The sequence below is a fragment of the Robbsia andropogonis genome (genome assembly GCF_034047095.1).
GTDB classification, from domain to species: Bacteria; Pseudomonadota; Gammaproteobacteria; order Burkholderiales; family Burkholderiaceae; genus Robbsia; species Robbsia andropogonis.
Genome location: NZ_CP139166.1, coordinates 1,256,922 through 1,273,977 on the forward strand (window position 1 = coordinate 1,256,922; position 17,056 = coordinate 1,273,977).

Here is a 17,056-nt window from a genome sequence, read left to right on the forward strand (position 1 = left end):
TCCGCGCTAACAACGGATGCACAGTACTTTGCACGATGAAAAAATGACGCTATTGAGCAAGCGCAAGTTTGATGACAAAAATCCTATGCTAGAAGTGCACAAAGCTCGGGGTTACCTCTCAATAAATGCGCCATCCACGCCTAGGAGAGAGCTTGCGAACAAGATCTCAGCGACTCTGTTCCTGCAGAGATACAAGATCGATGCGAATACTGCAGCTGCGGTCACAACGGATTTAAGACGTAGGACGACATGGCATGGCATGCCATGAAATTCCAGATTTATAAACCGAGGAACCTCATCGAAGTCATTCTGTGATTCATCGCGAGCCGCGCAGGGACCAAAAATGAGGAAAACAAATGATTCAGACGCTCGACGTAAATTTGAATGTAGATATTTTTTGGTCGAGTCCCGTTGATCGCCCTTTTTCTTCTGCGTTACAACGCTGCGGTGCTCGGAATCTCAGCGACATCAACACCGACAAGTTATTTCCGGCGATTATCTTCGTCGATTGCACTTGCACCGATTCCGGCGACCAAATCACCAAGTTATTGCATCGAGGCGACGACCAATGTTATCTAATCGCCGTGCAAAGGGATGCTTCCGCGGAGAGGATCGTTTCACTTATCGCCAGCGGCGCCAACGACGTTGTGACCGAGATTGACCTTCTAGAGCCAGAGCCAATCATATCTCGCGCCCGTGATCAATTAAGATTGATGCGGTTCGCGCGCGACGGGGTTGCCAATTTCTCGGCGTTGCAGAGTCATGCGGACGGCATGGTATCCCCCGTGTATTTTAAGGACGCAAATGGACTCTACATGGGGTGCAATGACATATTCGAAAATTTTCTCGACATGCATCGGTCGGCTATCGTTGGCAAGACCGTCTACGAGGTGTCGCCATCGAACCTCGCTGTCGCCTATCACAAAGCGGACCTCGATTTACTAGAAAAAGGGGGTGTGCAAGTATATGTCACCGGTGTTCGCAACGGTGCTGGCGACGTACGTGCTGTGCGTTTCCATAAAGGCGTGGTTTATGACGACAATGGAGAGATTACTGGCATCGTCGGTGCGATGCTCGAGATTGGGGATCACCGCGCCTACGAAATCGCACGCAACGAGATAGCAAAAGTAACACAGCAGATATCTACAACGGCGCCGGGATTGCATAACCAACCCAACACAATGAGTCACGAACGGTGGCTCGTCGACTGTGTCGGAAGGGGCGATTCGTCGGCTCTGGCGCGGTTGTACCATCTCCACCGGCGACGCATCACGCGTTTTCTAAGCCGTCTCACTTGGAAATCTGAGCTACAAAACGAGATTGTGAACGATGCATTCATGGTCGTATGGCGAAAAGCCAAAGACTTTCGCGGTGATTCGAGTGTTTCCACCTGGATTACAAGCATCGCTTACCGCTGTGCACTTCAAACTCTGCGCAACAATCGGCGCGACGAATTCGAGCTGCTAGATACGGAATTAATGATTCAAAACTCCCCCGACTATGATCTATCAGATATTCTCAGCAAAGCATTAGATCTTTTACCTGAGGAACAACGCGTCACAATGACGTTGGCTTATATCCTTGGCCACTCGGTCGAGGAGATCGCGCGGATAACCGATTGCCCTGTTACGACGGTAAAAGCACGTATGCACCGGGCACGAGCTAAGCTCCGCGTTGCCCTAAACAGCCTGGGCGGCTGATACAAAGGTTTGCCAAACTTTGCAAAATGGGGCCGTCGCTATGCGACAGTAGCCGTAGCATAGCGAAGAGTGTGGGAGCGGGTGATAAAATCCGACAATCCCGGTTACGATACGGGCATCTACTCGATCCAGGTGTGCTTAACGTTTACGGCAGCTGATTGCCTATAATCCCGACTTATTCTCCGCGGATGATGTCGATGAACGCCCGCAAATTTGGCGGCACCAGCCGGCTGCTCGGAAAATAGAGGCACAAACCCGGTATGCGCGGACACCAGTCCGCCAAAACCGTCACTAAGGCGCCATCGCTCAGCGCAGCCTGCGCATAGCTTTCCGGCACATACGCGGGCCCAAGCCCGGCGAGCTAATGTCAAGACTGGTGTATGGGCAGTCTAAAGGCGCGTGATTTCAAGCGGCGAGTTTCTGCTGAACCGGTTGATCGCCTTGCACCGGTTCGCCGTCCCTGAAGGCAATGCCATCCAGCAACAGCTTGATCTGTTCAGGGCCGTTGATGCGGCGCCAAGTTTTCTCGGCTTCCTCGATCAGCTTGAATGCCAGACCGAGGAAGGTTGGTCGCGATACACAGTTGCGCGTACGAGTAGTCCGTTGGCGCACGGTCGCGAACGTCGACTCAATCGCATTCGTCGTGCGCAAATGCTGCCAGTGCTCAGCCGGGAATTCGTAAAAGGCCAGCAGGCTCTCCCGGTCCTTCTTCAGCGTTTCGCTCGCCTTCGGATATTTCGCCGCATAGACCGTCACGAAACGATCGAACGCGGCGTATGCGTCGGCCCGCGTTGCGGCCATCCAGATCGCCTGCAGGTCTGCCTTTGCGCGCCCCTGTAGCGACTTCGGCAGCGCATTGAGCACGTTGCCCATCTTGTGGAACCAGCAGCGCTGGCATCGCGTCGCAGGGAACACCTCTTCCAGTGCAGCCCAGAAACCCATCGCGCTCGCCGACGGCCAGTAGTGGGCCGGCCTGCTGGCCACGCCCCTTCAGTCTAGCAGCAGCTCCTGCCATGACGCCTTCGACTCGCGATACCCGTCACCGATTGCCACACGCTCCTTACGCCCATCCGGCCTCACACCGATGATCACCAGCAGGCACTGCCCGTCCGAGTTCTCACTACGCAGGCCGGTATGAAGGCCGTCGACCCACCAATAGACGTAGCGCGATTTCGACAGATCACGCCGGCTCCAACTGGCATGCTCATCGGCCCATTGCGCCTTCAGGCGACTTACCACGTTCGCCGACAGTCCCTTGGCGTCCTCGCCCAGCAGCACGCCCAGCGCTTCGCTCATGTCGCCTGTCGAAATGCCCTTCAAATACAGCCACGGCAGCGCGGCACTCACGCGCGGCGACTTCCTCACATACGGCGGCACAATCGATGAATTGAACTTCGCACCCGATCCTGATCGACCACGAACCTTCGGCACCTTCACCGGAATCGGGCCGGCCCCCGTCAACACTTCGCGCTGCGGCAGGTAGCCATTGCGTACTACGGCGCGTTATTTTTAAGATATCTGGGCGCCGCAACCGCGATGAATTGCGTATCCACGCTCAACGGCACGGCGATCATGTCTTTCGGCACCGCTTCCGCCAGACGAATGCCGGCATCGAAACCCTGCGCCACGATATCGACGAATCGGCCGTCCGCTACCAGATCAAGCTGAACATCTGGATGCCTTCTTAGAAATGCCGGCACGACCGATGCAAGCAACAACCGAAACGCAGACTTGTCGCCATTGATCCGTAATGTCCCCGTCAAACGCCCTTTTTCGCCCGTGAAGTCATCCGAGGCACCACGCAACTGCATTAGCAATGGCACGATGCTGTCCATAAATTGCTTGCCCGCCTCCGTCAGCGACACGCTCCGCGTCGTGCGATTCAACAACCGCGTGCCCAACGCTTCTTCCAGGCCTCTGATCGTATGACTCAGCGACGACGGCGGCAGACCGAACCGGTCTGCGGCGCGTCAGAAACCGCGATGCTCAGCCACTATCATCAGCGCGTTCATATCGTCGAGTGTCGGGCGTTTCACTGCTGAAATATTTTCACTGATGCAGTGTATTTAATGATTATTAACATAATAACCGCTCGCGCCTATCATTGTTTGCATCGCACGAGGAGAAAGGAACTATGCGCAAAGATTAGCTTACTACGGGCACATCGACGGGTCTCGGTCGCGAAATGGTGGCACGCTTGCTGGCGCGCGGCGATAGCCTTGCGGCCACCCTGCGCCAACCCGGCGCGTTGGACGATATGCAAGCGGGTTATGGGTAACAGTTGTATGTGCTAATGCTCGATCTTACCGAACCCGCACAGATCAAAACCGCCGTTGCGGATGCATTCGCGCATTTCGGCCGCATCGATGTGGCCGTCAGTAACGCCACCTACGGCTCATTCGGTGCGGGAGAAGAGGTCAGCAACGCACAGATCGACCTACAAAACGCAACCAATCTGACCGGCTCAATCCACTTCATTCGCGCACTACTGCCGCGTATGCGCGCGCGAGGGGGTAGACGTATCATCCAGGTGTCGTCCGAAGGCGGTCCGATCGCTTATCCCAATTTCAGTCTTTATCATGCGACGAAATGGGGCATTGAAGGATTTATACAATCGGTCAGCCAGGAAGTGGCTCCTTTCGGCATCGACTTTCTCATCGCCGAACCCGGCCCCACCACGACCCAATTCGGCGCAGGTCTCGATCACGCAGTGTCGATGGATAGCTATGAAAACACCGCTGCTGGCGAAGTGCGTCACGCGATCCGCGACGACGCATTTGCGCATTTCAGCCGAGCTGAACAAGTCGTGGAGACATTGATCGACATGGCCGACAAGGAGGAAGTACCGTTAAGACTTGCTTTAGGAGGAACGGCTTATTCATCGATCAGCAAGGGACTGACCGAACGGTTGCAGTCGCTGGAGGCCGATAAGGCCATTTCGCTTGCAGTCGACAATGTATAGCCCCTTAGACTAACTGATCACATACGACTTCATGGCTGGCACGCCATACATGACGTGGTCATCGATCACCTAAACCGGTTCGTCCACGTCCGTTGCGTCCAACGCCAGGAGCAAGGGCGTGAAATGCTCCTCGCAGCTATGGTTCAGAGGCATGGTCACGTTACCGAGCGTGGTCTAAAAAACCGGTTGTTGCTGCCGCGGCGCAAAACGAGGACGGATTTTGGCCGTCGCAAGTGACCTGCCGCCGCGATTCGAAGCGACCGGTAAGCAGGCTGCGATGTTCGGCCACGCCACCCGGTGCCTGTTCAGAGCAAAATGCTGTCGAATCGGACCGAAGCTCTAAAGGAAACGCTGGGCGCGTCGCCGATCCCTGAAGCCGCGCATGCGGCGCCTGCGCGCTCGGGTCGGTTGATGGTTGTTTTCTGCGCGGTTATTCACGCGGGCGGCCGCGATAAATGGACGAGGATCTCATCTGCCTAGCTTACCGGATCGCTTTGCTAACGTGGCAGTGCCTGCATGTCCAAAGCGACTCGATCCGGCGTGGTTGGTCCACCACATATCGCTTTACTTGGTTGAATAAAGCTACCTTCCAAGGCTAAACAGAACTACCATCCACATAGTCAATCGGACGATACGTCCGGTGCAACACAATGGGCCTCCTCTCACGTGGCAATTTGGGCAAAAGGTATGATGTTTGATGAATCTGAAGTGAAAACGTAGGTTTGGCAATTATTATAAATATTCCTAAACAATAAAAGAATTGCCTAATGAAAAACAAAACATTATCTTCGCGTCTCGCATTTGGATTTGGTTTATGTGTAATCCTTAGCATATTACTTGCAACTTACGCTGCGCTACGAATGAATTCGTTGGCGGTGGCCGTGAATGAAGTAGCAACGAACAGATTAATCAAAATAAGTCAACTCCAACAACTTCGAAACAACCTTAATGCGCAAGGGCATCAAGTTCGCAATATTCTCATCAGCAGAGATCAAACATTTCGCGACGGCGAGTTAAAAAAAGCGCAAAATATCAAGAATCTAAATAAGCAAATAATCGATTCTTTAATCGGCACCATATCTCCTCAAAGTGCCCGCGATTTAATAGGAAGTGTCAGCGACCTGATTGGCCCATTCAATGATGCTTTGGATAAGACGGTAGCGTTAGCCTATAAGGGTGATATCGATGCCGCGAACAAGCAATTGATTGGCGAGATGCGTGATCGTCAGATGCCTCTATTCAAGGCCGTCGATGACTCGTTGCAATTGCAGATGGATCTGTCCGAAAATCTATCCAAGCAATCGACCGATAAAGCGGCTTCAGGCGTTCATTCGATGATCGAATTGACGTTAGCGATCGCCTTGGTCAGCGGATTCGCCGGTTGGCTTATCACCCGTGATCTCGTGCGGTCGCTGGGCGCAGAGCCTGACGAATTACGGCAGGCGGCTCATAACTGTGCGACCGGCAACTTGATTCCAGTACGAGGAGCGGACACCGCTCCACTTGGTAGCGTACTGGCTTCACTAGGGACAATGCAGACTAGCTTATTGCAGATAGTCTCCCAAGTGCGACAGGGGTCCGAATCCGTTTCAAATGCGAGCAGTGAGATCGTGCAAGGCAACGCAGACTTATCGGCTCGCACGGAGAACCAGGCTAGCGCCCTACAAGAGGCCGCCGCTTCAATGGAGGAGCTTGGGTCAACCGTCAAGCAAAATGCAGACAATGCATTAAAGGCCAGCCAACTCTCACAAAGTGCATCCGGCATCGCCATAAAAGGAGGCGTGGTCGTTTCCAAAGTGGTGGAAGCCATGAAGGAAATCAACGAATCCTCAAAGAAAATCTCAGACATCATCAGCCTCATCGACGGCATTGCGTTTCAGACCAATATCCTCTCATTAAATGCCGCCGTAGAAGCGGCGCGTGCCGGGCCGCAAGGGCGAGGCTTTGCAGTGGTGGCTGGTGAGGTGCGCTCTTTGGCAAAACGTTCAGCCGAAGCAGCCAGTGAAATCAAAGCCCTCATCACGGTAAGTGTTAGCCGCGTTGAACAAGGGTCCGCGCTGGTCGATGAAGCTGGGACGACAATGCAGGAAGTCGTGAGCAGCATTAAAACCGTCACACATCTCATGAGCGAGATTAGCACTGCAAGCAACGAACAGAGTTCAAGCGTTTCACAGGTGGGGCAAGCAGTGGTTCAAATAGACCGAGCAACTCACCAAAATGCGACGTTGGTCGACCAGATGGCTGCCGCAGCTAATAGTCTGGAAGGACAGGCAAAGCAGCTCGTGGAAGTAGTAAGCGTTTTTAAAACGTAATCTTGTCAGTGATCGTCGTTATTCGTTGGATAACCGATTGACGGTGACATCTTTTAATCTCCCTTATTATCCCAGTACGTTGAGTTAAGGGTTGAACATCAACCGGTACGGTATCGCTGGCTAAGGTATTGTCACGTTGTCGAAGCGGTAGGGTAAGCTTGACGCGTGAAAACCTCGTCTATTTATCACGACCATCGCTTCCTGCCGGCGTTCATAAGCCTCGTAGTGCGCTGGTATTTCCGGCTCTCGTTGCGTTTTCGCCGTATCGAAGAATTGTTGCGCGAGCGCGGCGTGGTCGCCAGCTACGAATAGATACGGCACCCGGGCGCTGGCGGCATCGTGACGGATCAGCTTCGCAGTTATCCTGCAGCCAAAGCCCGAGTATTGGCGTTTTCAACCGGCATGATCCTAACGCCTATCTCAAAGACGTCCTGCAGCGCTTGCCCTCGCACCTTGTATGCAACATCGACGGGTTGTTTACCGCATAACTGGCCGCAAAAGCCTGCTTAACATCTGCGTCAATATGGTATCGCAGTGCGCTTACGGCCTAGTTGCAGGATAGCCAAAATAGTTAGCGGGACAGACGATCGGGTTTGGCTGTCACAGCTTCGTAGTGGCCCTGCTGATCCCAGACGACGAGACGATGCGTGAAGGCGCTACCGGCGCCCTTTGCAGAAAAAGGATTCTTGCGCGTCACCGGATATCCCGCCTCAATGCCTGCTTCGACGACACCAACCTGGATGTTCGCGCGGTATCGCTCGTTTACAAGCCTGATCAGCGTCTTGGCTGCACCGCCATTACTGATATCGAGATACAACATCTTATTTTTGTCGGATGGATGTTCCGTGTCGTATAGATCGCGCAGGTGGCGAACTTCCCGATCAAGGCTTTCGGGGTTCAAATCTGGCCTGATTTGTTGTACTAACGCATAGATCGCGCAGTTGTTCCCCTTTCCCGGATTGGCGATCACCTTCAGGTTTTGTCTTTCCAGGTAAGTCTTGAAAGCGCTATTGGGTTCGGCAAACGCCAACATTTGCTCTGCCCGCTGGTCATCGGATACTTCAAACGGCTCTCTGTGCACCGTCGAATGATTTGCCAGGACGTTGGACGCGTGATTTTTTGTATCGATTGCGCCGCGTTGAATGACCTCAAGTTCCGGCTGGACCAGTATGCCAAAAGCTTTTTCCTGAAGACTGCGCGCAATGGCTTCTTGCAGGGCAGCTTCGTTAGCGTCATCGATGTCTTTGGCGCTCGACGCATTCTGTTGCGCGGCTGTGCCGAACGCTGCTAAAAGTGACTTTTGATCCTCCACGGGTTGGCGAACTTGCTCCATTGCTGAAAGCTGGCGTGGAGATCGCAGTTTCGATTCAGCGCCAGCAGCAAAATCAACCGGTTCTTGATATCCGGCAGGTTTTACTCGCTTTTTTGGCCTAGGCTTCAACGCTGCGAACGGTCCGCTCGCAGCTTGCTACGAACGGCGACGGGGCGCCTTTTCGTTCGTATCGAACGTTTCTGGATGATCGCCTATAGTAGAAAAGCCAAAGATTTTCATGCTATGCCCAAACAGTTTTTGCGTATTGTCATCAACTTACCGTGCGCTAGTATTGCCGCTTCTTGCTAAGCTTTTCGCCATATCGACGAACTGCTCCTCGAACGTAGCATAGGTCGGATAAAAGTCATCCGATGCATCGTGACGACCTGGTATATAGACGAGATTTTCAAGCGCTTGAATGGTGAGCCTTACTGGCTCTCGCGCACGCGCAAATAACCGCGCCAAAAACAGCCATCAACCGCGCGAGAACGGGAGCGCGGCATGCGCGGCTTCAGCGATCGGAGATGTGCTCAGCGCTTCCTCACCACCTTCGGTCCGATTCGATAGCGTTTTTCGCGCAAGTGAGAAAGGCCTGACGCCGCGGCGCACCGACTCCAACTCCTCGCTCGCCTCATGGCAGCAGTCAACGCTCGCAGGCTTACATCCGCCTGACTTTTGAAAGCAAGCAGTGAAAATCACATGTTTCCGGTCTTCGCTCGCCACCGTGAAGACGACGAGAAAATGCATTGTGCAAAAATGTCGTGGCGGCGCGCATTCGGTTGCTAAACGCACTGACCTGCACAACAAGATTTTCGAAGATATAAGATCAGTTCGGTTTTACAGACTCGACTTCACAGTGATCCTCTAACCACTCGGCCACGAGATATGCAACCTCCTCGGTAACATTCTGTTCCCACATTGACGGTTCACAAAGAACCTCCAAGTCGAGACCGCCAACTGTGGGCCTTGCAAGCAAAGCACCAATGAACTTGTCGCTATCGCGTTCGACAATACCCCATGCCAGTACTGTAAGGGCCGCACATTGCATTTGGAGTAAGAAAGCCTCTCGATGCGCACCGTCGCGCGATTTGTCCGTCATCCAGGTAACATATTCAGCGAGGCGTGTATCCTGCAGCAGTTCCTCAACGATTAGGCGCGCTTGCCCTGGGTTTAGTGGTAAGACTTTGAAGCGTTCCGTTTCGAACGCAGGAAGCCTTGACCGCAGGTGCTCGGGTAACACCGCGCCGTATTCAGAATTTGGATATGACTGCATCGATCTGCCTCTAGATTCAAAAGATTACATTTACTCGTCAATCTGGCAACTGAAATGGCAATAAAAGTCTCGCGCCGTGCTGACGCCACTCTTTGCATCATGGCGGGCATCCCGCTATCGTCCATCCGAAGGACGTTATGGACGAAATTGTTTGTATTGGCGTCGATCTAAAAAAAATCAGTCAGATTCGTGCGGCGCGCAGTTGTTTCTCAACTGCTTGACCGCTCTAATTGCTGATGCTGAATGAAGTGCACGCTGTGGCAAGACGCGCGTGCGAAATGGCGACACCCTGGACGAAGTAATTCCGGCTCTGGTGCAAATAGGTAAGATCGTCGAGAATAATCATGTCTCTTTTCACGTACAGCAACTCACGCTGCCTGGACTTTACCCGATTCACGCGGCCTATTCGCACCCGAGCCTGTACGCTTGCCGTTACCGGATGGCTGCGCTTCCGGATAGTGGTCGAAGGAAACGAGCATCTCGATGCCCTGCGGGCGCGCGACACGCGCAGCCGCCTCGCGCATCTTGTTCAGTAGCCGCTCGCGCTCCGCGTCGAAATCGGCGCTTGCTTCGTCATACTCGTCGTGTGTGTTAGCAAGCGGCAACTCACGCAGCTTTTCGTAGTCCTTATGCCCCCTGAGCTTGGTGCTGAGGCTCTGGGCCGTATGGAACTGGATTTCGAAGTCCCCCGGCAAATTGCCGCTGGTCAGACGCAGGTTGACGTTCAAGCCGGCGTAAGTCGCGTCGGGCTGCATGAAAGCATTTTTCATGCGCATCGCTCTCGGGCCTTGCTTTTCGAGCATCTTGAGAATTGTGCTGACCGTCTTGCCAAAACCTTCGGCAGGCAGGACGACTTCGTAGCGCAGACTGTCCCGCACACGTGCCGCTGCCGGCTCTGGTGCTAACTGCTCGACACGCTGGTACAACGCAATCTTGCGGGCGATGGAGCGCTCTTTTTTGAAGAGGAAATTGCGCCAGTTGCCTGGGCTGTCTTCGCGCAGCTTTCCGCCGCTGCTTTGCAGCACTGTTTGTAGCTTAGGCGATACTAGTGTTTCGATGCGACGGGCCTGCAGGCTGAGGCGGCGGGCAAGCGGCTGCAGATAGGCCGCAACCGTACGCTGCGCGCCGTGTCCATCATCGGCACTGGGCGGGCGTGCCGACCGTGCCGTCTCGACCGGCTGCTGCCAGTCGTCAATCTCGTCGCATCCGGCCGGCATGGGCACGGCATGGAAATCCCGCCACGCTGGCTGGAGCAAGGTACGCACTGCATCAGGCGTAGCGCCCTGGTGTCTCGCCTGTTGCGCCTGTTTGTACAGATCGTGATAGCGCTCTTTCAGCACGAGGGTTTGCTCCGTGTGGAACTGGACTTCCCAGAGCAGGCCGTCGTGCGGGTCCTGCAGGGTCACGCTCAATGCCCGGAACGCGCTGGCCCGATGGTTGAAGTGATTGGTGCGCATGGTCATCGCATGTCCATGCGAATCGAGGCCCGCGAGAATCCGGCGGCATGCCGCTGCGAATATCTGGGGTGGCAGCACGATGCTGTAGCGCAAGGCATCGTTCACCTCTGCGGCGGCGTCCGAAATACCTAGCTGTTTTCCGGCAGTCAGATACATCAGCTTTTCCCGCAGCGAACCCGTCGATTTGACGGCATGCTCGAGTCCGGCGAGGCGCACCGCCCCTGCGTCGGGGCCGGCCCACGCGCGCAGGTTGGCTTGCAGCAGCGGCGTGACCCGCGCGTGGGCCGCGCGTGCGCGATCGTGGAAGGTCGCGGCCACGCGGTCGATCTGTCCGGGCAAGGCCGCTTGTACCCGTTCGGCCGGCGTAGGCGGTGAAGCCAGTAAGCCCGCCTGTTGAAGCGTTCCCACCGCATCCTCCATGACGCCTGCTGCGAGCGTGGGAATGCGCTTCAGCGCCACCACGGCGCGCTGTGGATCGAAGCGGCTGTCGCGAAACTCATGCGCGGTCCGCTTGGTGTGCGGCACCTGCCGTACCCGGTCGGGGTAGGTCCGTTCGATGACGCCGCATTGCTCCATGAGGGTCGAGAAGAGGTCGGTGCCGGTGTCCGATTTCAACGCATCGGTGCCGACCTTCACGGCGAGGGTGAAGAGGTTGCGGATCGTGAGTTCCGGCTCGTCGTCCACGTAGCCGGGCTGTCCGTTGGGAAACTGCTCGTGCGACAGGCGGCACACCGGATAGTGATCCAGAATCGCGTGAATGCGCGACGGCGTGTCCGTCGCCGCGGCCCAGGCGTCCGCGAGCGCGCTGAATCGTTGCGCCAGGTCCGCGGAGACTGATGGCGCGGGCTGCATCGCTCGCGCGACGGCGGTACCGAGCTGCGTGGCCAGCGTATGCAGCAGCACCGCGACCTCGCGGGCGAGTGGCATGTATGCGCGGCCGATGGCCTTGTGCGCCTGGCGCTGGAGGTCCTGTTGCGCGGGGGCATCGGCATCGCCGCGGAGGCGGGCTCGCAGGCCGTTGCGCAATTGCCGGTCAACCCCGTCGTAGGTGCCGAACATCATGTCCCGGGCCATCGCCTCGCGCAACTCGTCTGGCTGCGACAGGAAGCGCGTGGCGGCGTTGCTGGCGTCTCCGATGAGTTGGCCGCCACGCTGCACCGCGAGGATTTCGTGGGCGCGTCCGGCCTGGTATTGCCCCTGTTCGTCGAACGCCGGGCTCGCGGTCTTCGGCGGCTTGAAGGATTGCTCGGTCTTGCGCCGGCCGCTGCGTTCTTCCATCACCTGACGGATATGCGCGGCCAGCTTGGGATAGCCAGCGTAGACAAATGCGTCGTCACCGTCCGTATCCATGTTGCGCTTGCGCAGTTCGGGGATCGGCAGTGCGCCGAGGCGCCCCGGCATCAGAATGTCCTTGACGCGTAGACTGCCGGTGCTGAGCATCGCGTCCGGTAGCGCGACACGGTCGCGCCGCTTCTTCCAGCGCTACAACACCTTGAGGTCTTCTCTCGAGCAGACGAGATCCATGCCGTCGTGCGCGTACGACCAGTATCCGGGCGGTGGAATGATCAGCATGCCTTTGCTGTGCAACATGTCCTCGGCTTTTCCGGAATCGTCGTCGAAACCGGTATAGCTGTACTGGATGGCGAAGCACGCATCGAGGAAACCGGCAGTGGCATCGCCCTTGGCGGGCGTGCCTGTGCGCGCCGCCGGGATAGGCAACAGGTTCTCCTTGTCGTAAGGCGGTTTGCCGACGAGCAGGTCTCCTTCCGGGTGCTCGAAGCCCACCATCGGAATGGTGGGCAGATACAGTTTGTCGTCGGCCGACGGCACGGCGCGGATGCGCCGACCCTCATAGCCGCCGCTGATGGTCATCTGGTACAGCGTGAGAAGGTCTACCGCATCGGGCGAGAGCGCGGTCGCCTGCGTGCCCGCGGTGCCGGGCACCTGGCACTGCTCGCGCAGCTTGTCCAGCTTGCGCTGCATCGCGTCGTGTGCTTCCGCGAGGACCACTTCGTCGCGTGGAAAATGCATCAGTGCCTGCGGCGGCATCGCGTTGAACCCCAGCGCGTGATCGGCGACGAGTTCCCGCTGCGCGGGCGTGGCGCGCCGCTCCTTCACGGCTTGCCAGGCCTCGATGTGTTGGCGCACTGCGGGAATGCGGAGGGCCACCTCCCATTTCATGAAGCCGCAGCCATCGTCCGGGCACAGCGCTATGCGCGTGCCGTCGGGTCCCTTGAGTTTGAACGGATGCTGCTCGCCGGGCACTTTCACATCCGCGAACCAGCCCACGCGCAAGGTCCCCTCAACCACATTATCGGGAGGCACCATTTCCAGTAGCGCGCGTTGCATCCGGGACCAGTCCTCCCGCTGCGGCGCCAGCTTTTGCGTCAGCGTCATGAACGCGCTGCCGGGCGCGCTATCGGCATACCGCAGGGCCGGTAGCACGGAGGCAGGCGGTTGATGGCCCGCCAGGATGTTCTTCACTTGCCGCATGCGCCCGCGCGTAAACCGACTGCCGCCGAACAGGTCGAAGCGCCAGGGTTCGCCCTGGTACTGAAAGGTGCGCGCCAGCATGAAGGCGCTCAGCGTGCCCGGTAGCTGCACTTCCACAAGCGGCATGCCAGTCAGGCGCGCAAAAAACGAATAGGGCGGCTGGTCACCTTCGTCAACCTTGAGTTCGCGGCCGCGCAGATCGACCGTGACATGACGGGTAGCGCCGATGCCTTCCGTCACAGGGCGGACTTGCCCCGGCACGGTACGCATGTGTGCATGCGTACTGGCCAGATCGAAGCTGGTGGGCGGGTGGCGCTGCGTGATGGTCTTCAGTTCCTTGCCGATGCGCAGGTCCAGCGCGCTCAGGACGTCGTCGCCCGCCTCGATCTGGGCGATGAGGTTCCAGCTCATCTCCTGTAGGTCTGTTTCTATCACGTCGCGCGTGCGAGCGAGCGTGGTGTCGACCCATTGCTTGAGTGTGCCTTGCCGGTCCAGCACCACCTGACGGTTGCCCTGGATATAGCGGGGCTTCCACTGCCGGGCGACCAGCGCGTACGCCTTCAGGATCTGGTAGAACGTCAGCGCAGGGCAGCGCGTGCCGCAGGCTTCCCGCCGCCCATCCGTCGCGAGCAGGGCCGAGCCCGGCGCCGACGTGCCATGCCGCATATAGCTGTCAATTTTGCGTGCAACAATGGGCTGCAAGGCTTCGAAAGCCTTCAATGCCGGGACGCGATGCCGGACGAGTTCGGGGCTGCGGGCGAGCGGTAGCAGCCCGAGACACAGGTTGCCGACGGTTTCGAGTGGCTCGTCGCGCAGTCGCGTCTCGCGGCACAGTGCCGTAACCCGATGCAGTGCCGGACTAGCCAGCGGGCGCAGTTCGCGCAGCATTCTCAGGCGGGCAAACGCCTTGAACAGCATGCCGATATGGCCTGATCCCGTGCCTTCGAAACACTCTGGATGCAATTCGAGATGGACGGCAAGGCCCGCGAGGCCCGCCCGCGCCCGCTCGAAATCCTCGCCTTCATTCCCGACCACGCGCGCGAACGCGTTGCTGATCTGGGCCATGTCCGCCATGTTGAAAGCGCGCCATGGGAGGTTGCCCCGCCCCGGCAGGGTGGAGAGTCGCCAGAAGGCCTGCATGGCCTCCGGCTCGCTTTGCCACTTCGTCAGCGTATTCAGTGTACTCGCCAAGCTTTGCGGGTCGTAGGTCATCTGCAGTGCGGTATCCGTGGCCAGCCGGCCGGCGAGTTCGCGGGTCGCCTGCTTTGCCCGGTCGTCACCCGGCCATTTGGAGAGTGCGCTCAGGGCGTTGCTCACTGCTTGCACATCCCCAGCTTCCAGCAATAGCGGTTCTGTGGCGATACGCTCGGCCAGCGCGAGCGCGAGCTGCGCGGTCCAGTTCTCATCGGACCACTTGCTCAGGTAGAAAAGCGTACTGGACGTATGCCGAGCGTTCAGCGCCCTCGCCTTGCCGGCCGGTTCCGCCATCAGGTGCGCGGCAATCGCACGCGCGGCGTGTCCAGCTTGTGCTTCATCGGGCCACCGGCTCAACGCACTCAGCGCGTTAATGGCTTGTTGCATGTCCATGGCCGCTATCAGCTCGCCCTCCCGTGCCACACGGGTCGCCAGCCGCATGGCGACCTGCTTCGCCGTGTCCTGCTGGGGCCACTTGCGCAACGCATGGAGTAGCGTGGCAACGCCTTGCGCGTTCAGCGATGGCAGCAGACTGGGCTCGACGATGAGGCGCGTGGACAGCAGCAACGCTGTCCGGCCAATCTGTGCGTCGTCGGGCCATTGGGCCAGGGCGTCGACGCAGTTGACAAGTTCCTGCTGACCCAGTTGGGCGCGCAGTTGCGGCACTGTCTCGAGGCGCGCGGCCAGCACCAGCGCGGTCCGTCTGGCTCCCTCCGCGTCCGGCCACTTGCGCAGCGCGTTCAGCGCGTTGGCAATTTGTTGCTGTCCCAACGCAGGCAACAGCTCAGGTTCCATCAAGAGGCGCGAAGCAAGCAGCAGCGCGGCTTGCTTCATCGCCTCCTCGTGCGGCCACTTGCTCAGAGCATTCAGCGTGCTGGTGAATTCCTGCGCTTTAAGTGCCCGACGCAGATGCGGCTCCACGGCAAGGCGCTCCGTCAGAAGATGAGCCGCCTCGGTCGCGGGCTTTTCCCCGCACCACTTGCTCAGCGCGTTCAGTACATTCGCGACGCCCTGTGCCTCTAGCGCGTGCAGCAGCCGGGGCTCGGCGACGAGCCGCTCGGCGAGCAGCAGGGCGGCCTGTTTCGCCAAGTTCTCCTCCGGCAATTTGCTCAGCGCATTCAGCGCGTTGGCCACACCCTGCGCGTCGAGCTGCCGGCGCAATTGGGGTTCGTTCTTCAGACGGGCGGCCAGCAGCAGCATCGCCTGGCTGGCGGCTTCGCGGTGTGACCACTTGCTCAACGCGTTCAGCGAATTGTGCACCTCCTGCGCACGCATCGAAAGCCGCAGATCGGGCTGTTCGACCAACCGTCCCGCCAATTGCAGCGCTGGCTGCTCCGCCCGGGCCTCTCCCGGCCATTTGCTTAGCGCATTGAGCACGTTGGCGACGCCTTGACCATCGAACGCCAGTCGCAGCTTCGGTGTCGCCGCTAGGAAATCGGCCAGTTGCAATGCGAAGTATTTCGCGTCGTCGTGGGTCGGCCACTTGCTTAGCGCGTTCAACAGCATGGGAACCTGGATGGCGTTCAGGCGCCCGAGCGTCGAGCGGTTTTCGACCAGGCGGCCGGTCAGGCACAGGATGGCATCCCGACAAGATTCGCTTCGCGTGTTCTTGGCGAGCGCGCCCACGAGCGTCGTGGCCTCCCTGTCACTCAACCGATGCAGGTTGCGCTCAAGCAGGACCTGCCGGGCAATCCACGTGAGGGCGTCCATGCACGCGCGGCGATCCGGATACTTGCTCAGCTTATTCGCCAGACGTGAGTAAGCGCCAGCGAAAGCCCCGTCGAATAAAGACGTATGCACAAGGTACTGCGCCACGAGATCCGCACAGGCGCAAATCTCGCCGCGCAAGGCCGGAGTGATCCGTTCGCGCCCAGCGTCGCCCAGCTTTGCCAAGTAGAATCCCAGTAGATCAAGATTCGTTTCAGCGTCGCCGCTCGGCATCAGAAATGCCAGCGCACGACCGTGCCCGTTGCGTTCGGCCAGAATGTTGTCGCGGGCCATGTCGATGCAGCGCACGGGAAAGCCGGCACCGCTCTTGCGCCACAGTTCGTGCTGCTGTTGACGGCGCTGGGTGTCTAGCCGAGCCGCCGCTTCGCGACTGAGGTTATGTTCCGGGTAGTTCAGTGCATTCGACAGTGCCTGGTCCATAGTCGACGTCGAAGTTGACGTCGATGAAGATCTCCGGTCCCCCTGCACGAGGCCAGCCGGCATATTCGCGGGCCGAGGCAGATTCCGGGGCCGCGATTCACGACGTCCTTGCGGTCTGGACGAACTCGTGGCGTCGCTCGTCCCGGCAATTACGACGTGAGCAGGCGGCACCGGGCGGTAGTTAGGATCAGATCTCATGATTGAC

At 58.0% G+C, this 17,056-nt stretch carries 6 protein-coding genes and 7 pseudogenes; 5 read left to right on the top strand and 8 right to left on the bottom strand.

All coding sequences use genetic code 11. The annotated features are described in order from the left end of the window. Positions 1-356: 356 nt before the first annotated feature. On the top strand, positions 357-1,700 hold the full coding sequence (locus SJQ66_RS10325) for an RNA polymerase sigma factor (protein ID WP_051504713.1): 1,344 nt from the start codon (positions 357-359) through the stop codon (positions 1,698-1,700). Between the two features lie 175 nt (positions 1,701-1,875). Here the strand turns inward: SJQ66_RS10325 and SJQ66_RS10330 are convergent. The 4 genes and pseudogenes from SJQ66_RS10330 to SJQ66_RS10345 form a co-directional block, all read right to left on the bottom strand. Next, positions 1,876-2,046, bottom strand: a pseudogene (locus SJQ66_RS10330) (LysR substrate-binding domain-containing protein); the annotation flags it as partial. 59 nt (positions 2,047-2,105) lie between these two features. Further along, positions 2,106-3,182 (bottom strand): annotated as a pseudogene (locus tag SJQ66_RS10335) (IS256 family transposase); the annotation flags it as partial. 11 nt (positions 3,183-3,193) lie between these two features. After that, positions 3,194-3,535 (bottom strand): LysR substrate-binding domain-containing protein, encoded by a 342-nt coding sequence (locus tag SJQ66_RS10340; RefSeq protein ID WP_320534189.1) that lies wholly within the window; start codon positions 3,533-3,535, stop codon positions 3,194-3,196. An 18-nt stretch (positions 3,536-3,553) separates the two neighbouring features. Further along, positions 3,554-3,658: pseudogene (locus SJQ66_RS10345) on the bottom strand (LysR family transcriptional regulator); the annotation flags it as partial. 335 nt (positions 3,659-3,993) lie between these two features. On the opposite strand from SJQ66_RS10345, the gene SJQ66_RS10350 reads away from it, so the two are divergent. Continuing rightward, the gene (locus SJQ66_RS10350) at positions 3,994-4,662 is read left to right on the top strand and encodes an SDR family oxidoreductase (RefSeq protein WP_320534022.1); all 669 of its coding nucleotides are present in this window, start codon (positions 3,994-3,996) and stop codon (positions 4,660-4,662) included. Positions 4,663-4,822: 160 nt separating this feature from the next. Here the strand turns inward: SJQ66_RS10350 and SJQ66_RS29650 are convergent. Then, positions 4,823-5,112: pseudogene (locus tag SJQ66_RS29650) on the bottom strand (hypothetical protein); the annotation flags it as partial. A 317-nt stretch (positions 5,113-5,429) separates the two neighbouring features. On the opposite strand from SJQ66_RS29650, the gene SJQ66_RS10360 reads away from it, so the two are divergent. Both SJQ66_RS10360 and SJQ66_RS10365 read left to right on the top strand, forming a co-directional pair. After that, the gene (locus SJQ66_RS10360) at positions 5,430-6,974 is read left to right on the top strand and encodes a methyl-accepting chemotaxis protein (RefSeq protein ID WP_320534023.1); all 1,545 of its coding nucleotides are present in this window, start codon (positions 5,430-5,432) and stop codon (positions 6,972-6,974) included. Between the two features lie 165 nt (positions 6,975-7,139). After that, positions 7,140-7,358 (top strand): annotated as a pseudogene (locus tag SJQ66_RS10365) (hypothetical protein); the annotation flags it as partial. A gap of 187 nt (positions 7,359-7,545) precedes the next feature. Here SJQ66_RS10365 and SJQ66_RS10370 read toward each other — a convergent pair. Further along, positions 7,546-8,415 (bottom strand): lipid-binding SYLF domain-containing protein, encoded by an 870-nt coding sequence (locus tag SJQ66_RS10370; RefSeq protein WP_320534024.1) that lies wholly within the window; start codon positions 8,413-8,415, stop codon positions 7,546-7,548. Between the two features lie 313 nt (positions 8,416-8,728). Here SJQ66_RS10370 and SJQ66_RS29880 point away from each other — a divergent pair. Next, a pseudogene (locus SJQ66_RS29880) lies at positions 8,729-8,850 on the top strand (IS6 family transposase); the annotation flags it as partial. A gap of 262 nt (positions 8,851-9,112) precedes the next feature. Here SJQ66_RS29880 and SJQ66_RS10380 read toward each other — a convergent pair. Then, the gene (locus SJQ66_RS10380; protein WP_046153771.1) at positions 9,113-9,559 is read right to left on the bottom strand and encodes a GNAT family N-acetyltransferase; all 447 of its coding nucleotides are present in this window, start codon (positions 9,557-9,559) and stop codon (positions 9,113-9,115) included. 368 nt (positions 9,560-9,927) lie between these two features. Then, a pseudogene (gene xopAD / locus SJQ66_RS10385) lies at positions 9,928-17,049 on the bottom strand (XopAD/skwp family type III secretion system effector). Positions 17,050-17,056: the final 7 nt, after the last annotated feature.

What these genes read in the sequence shown, in the direction of transcription:
- SJQ66_RS10325 (WP_051504713.1), top strand. Translation starts at nt 357, where the DNA reads ATGATTCAGACGCTCGACGTAAATTTGAATGTAGATATTTTTTGGTCG.
- SJQ66_RS10340 (WP_320534189.1), bottom strand. Translation starts at nt 3,535, where the DNA reads ATGGACAGCATCGTGCCATTGCTAATGCAGTTGCGTGGTGCCTCGGAT.
- SJQ66_RS10350 (WP_320534022.1), top strand. Translation starts at nt 3,994, where the DNA reads ATGCTCGATCTTACCGAACCCGCACAGATCAAAACCGCCGTTGCGGAT.
- SJQ66_RS10360 (WP_320534023.1), top strand. Translation starts at nt 5,430, where the DNA reads ATGAAAAACAAAACATTATCTTCGCGTCTCGCATTTGGATTTGGTTTA.
- SJQ66_RS10380 (WP_046153771.1), bottom strand. Translation starts at nt 9,559, where the DNA reads ATGCAGTCATATCCAAATTCTGAATACGGCGCGGTGTTACCCGAGCAC.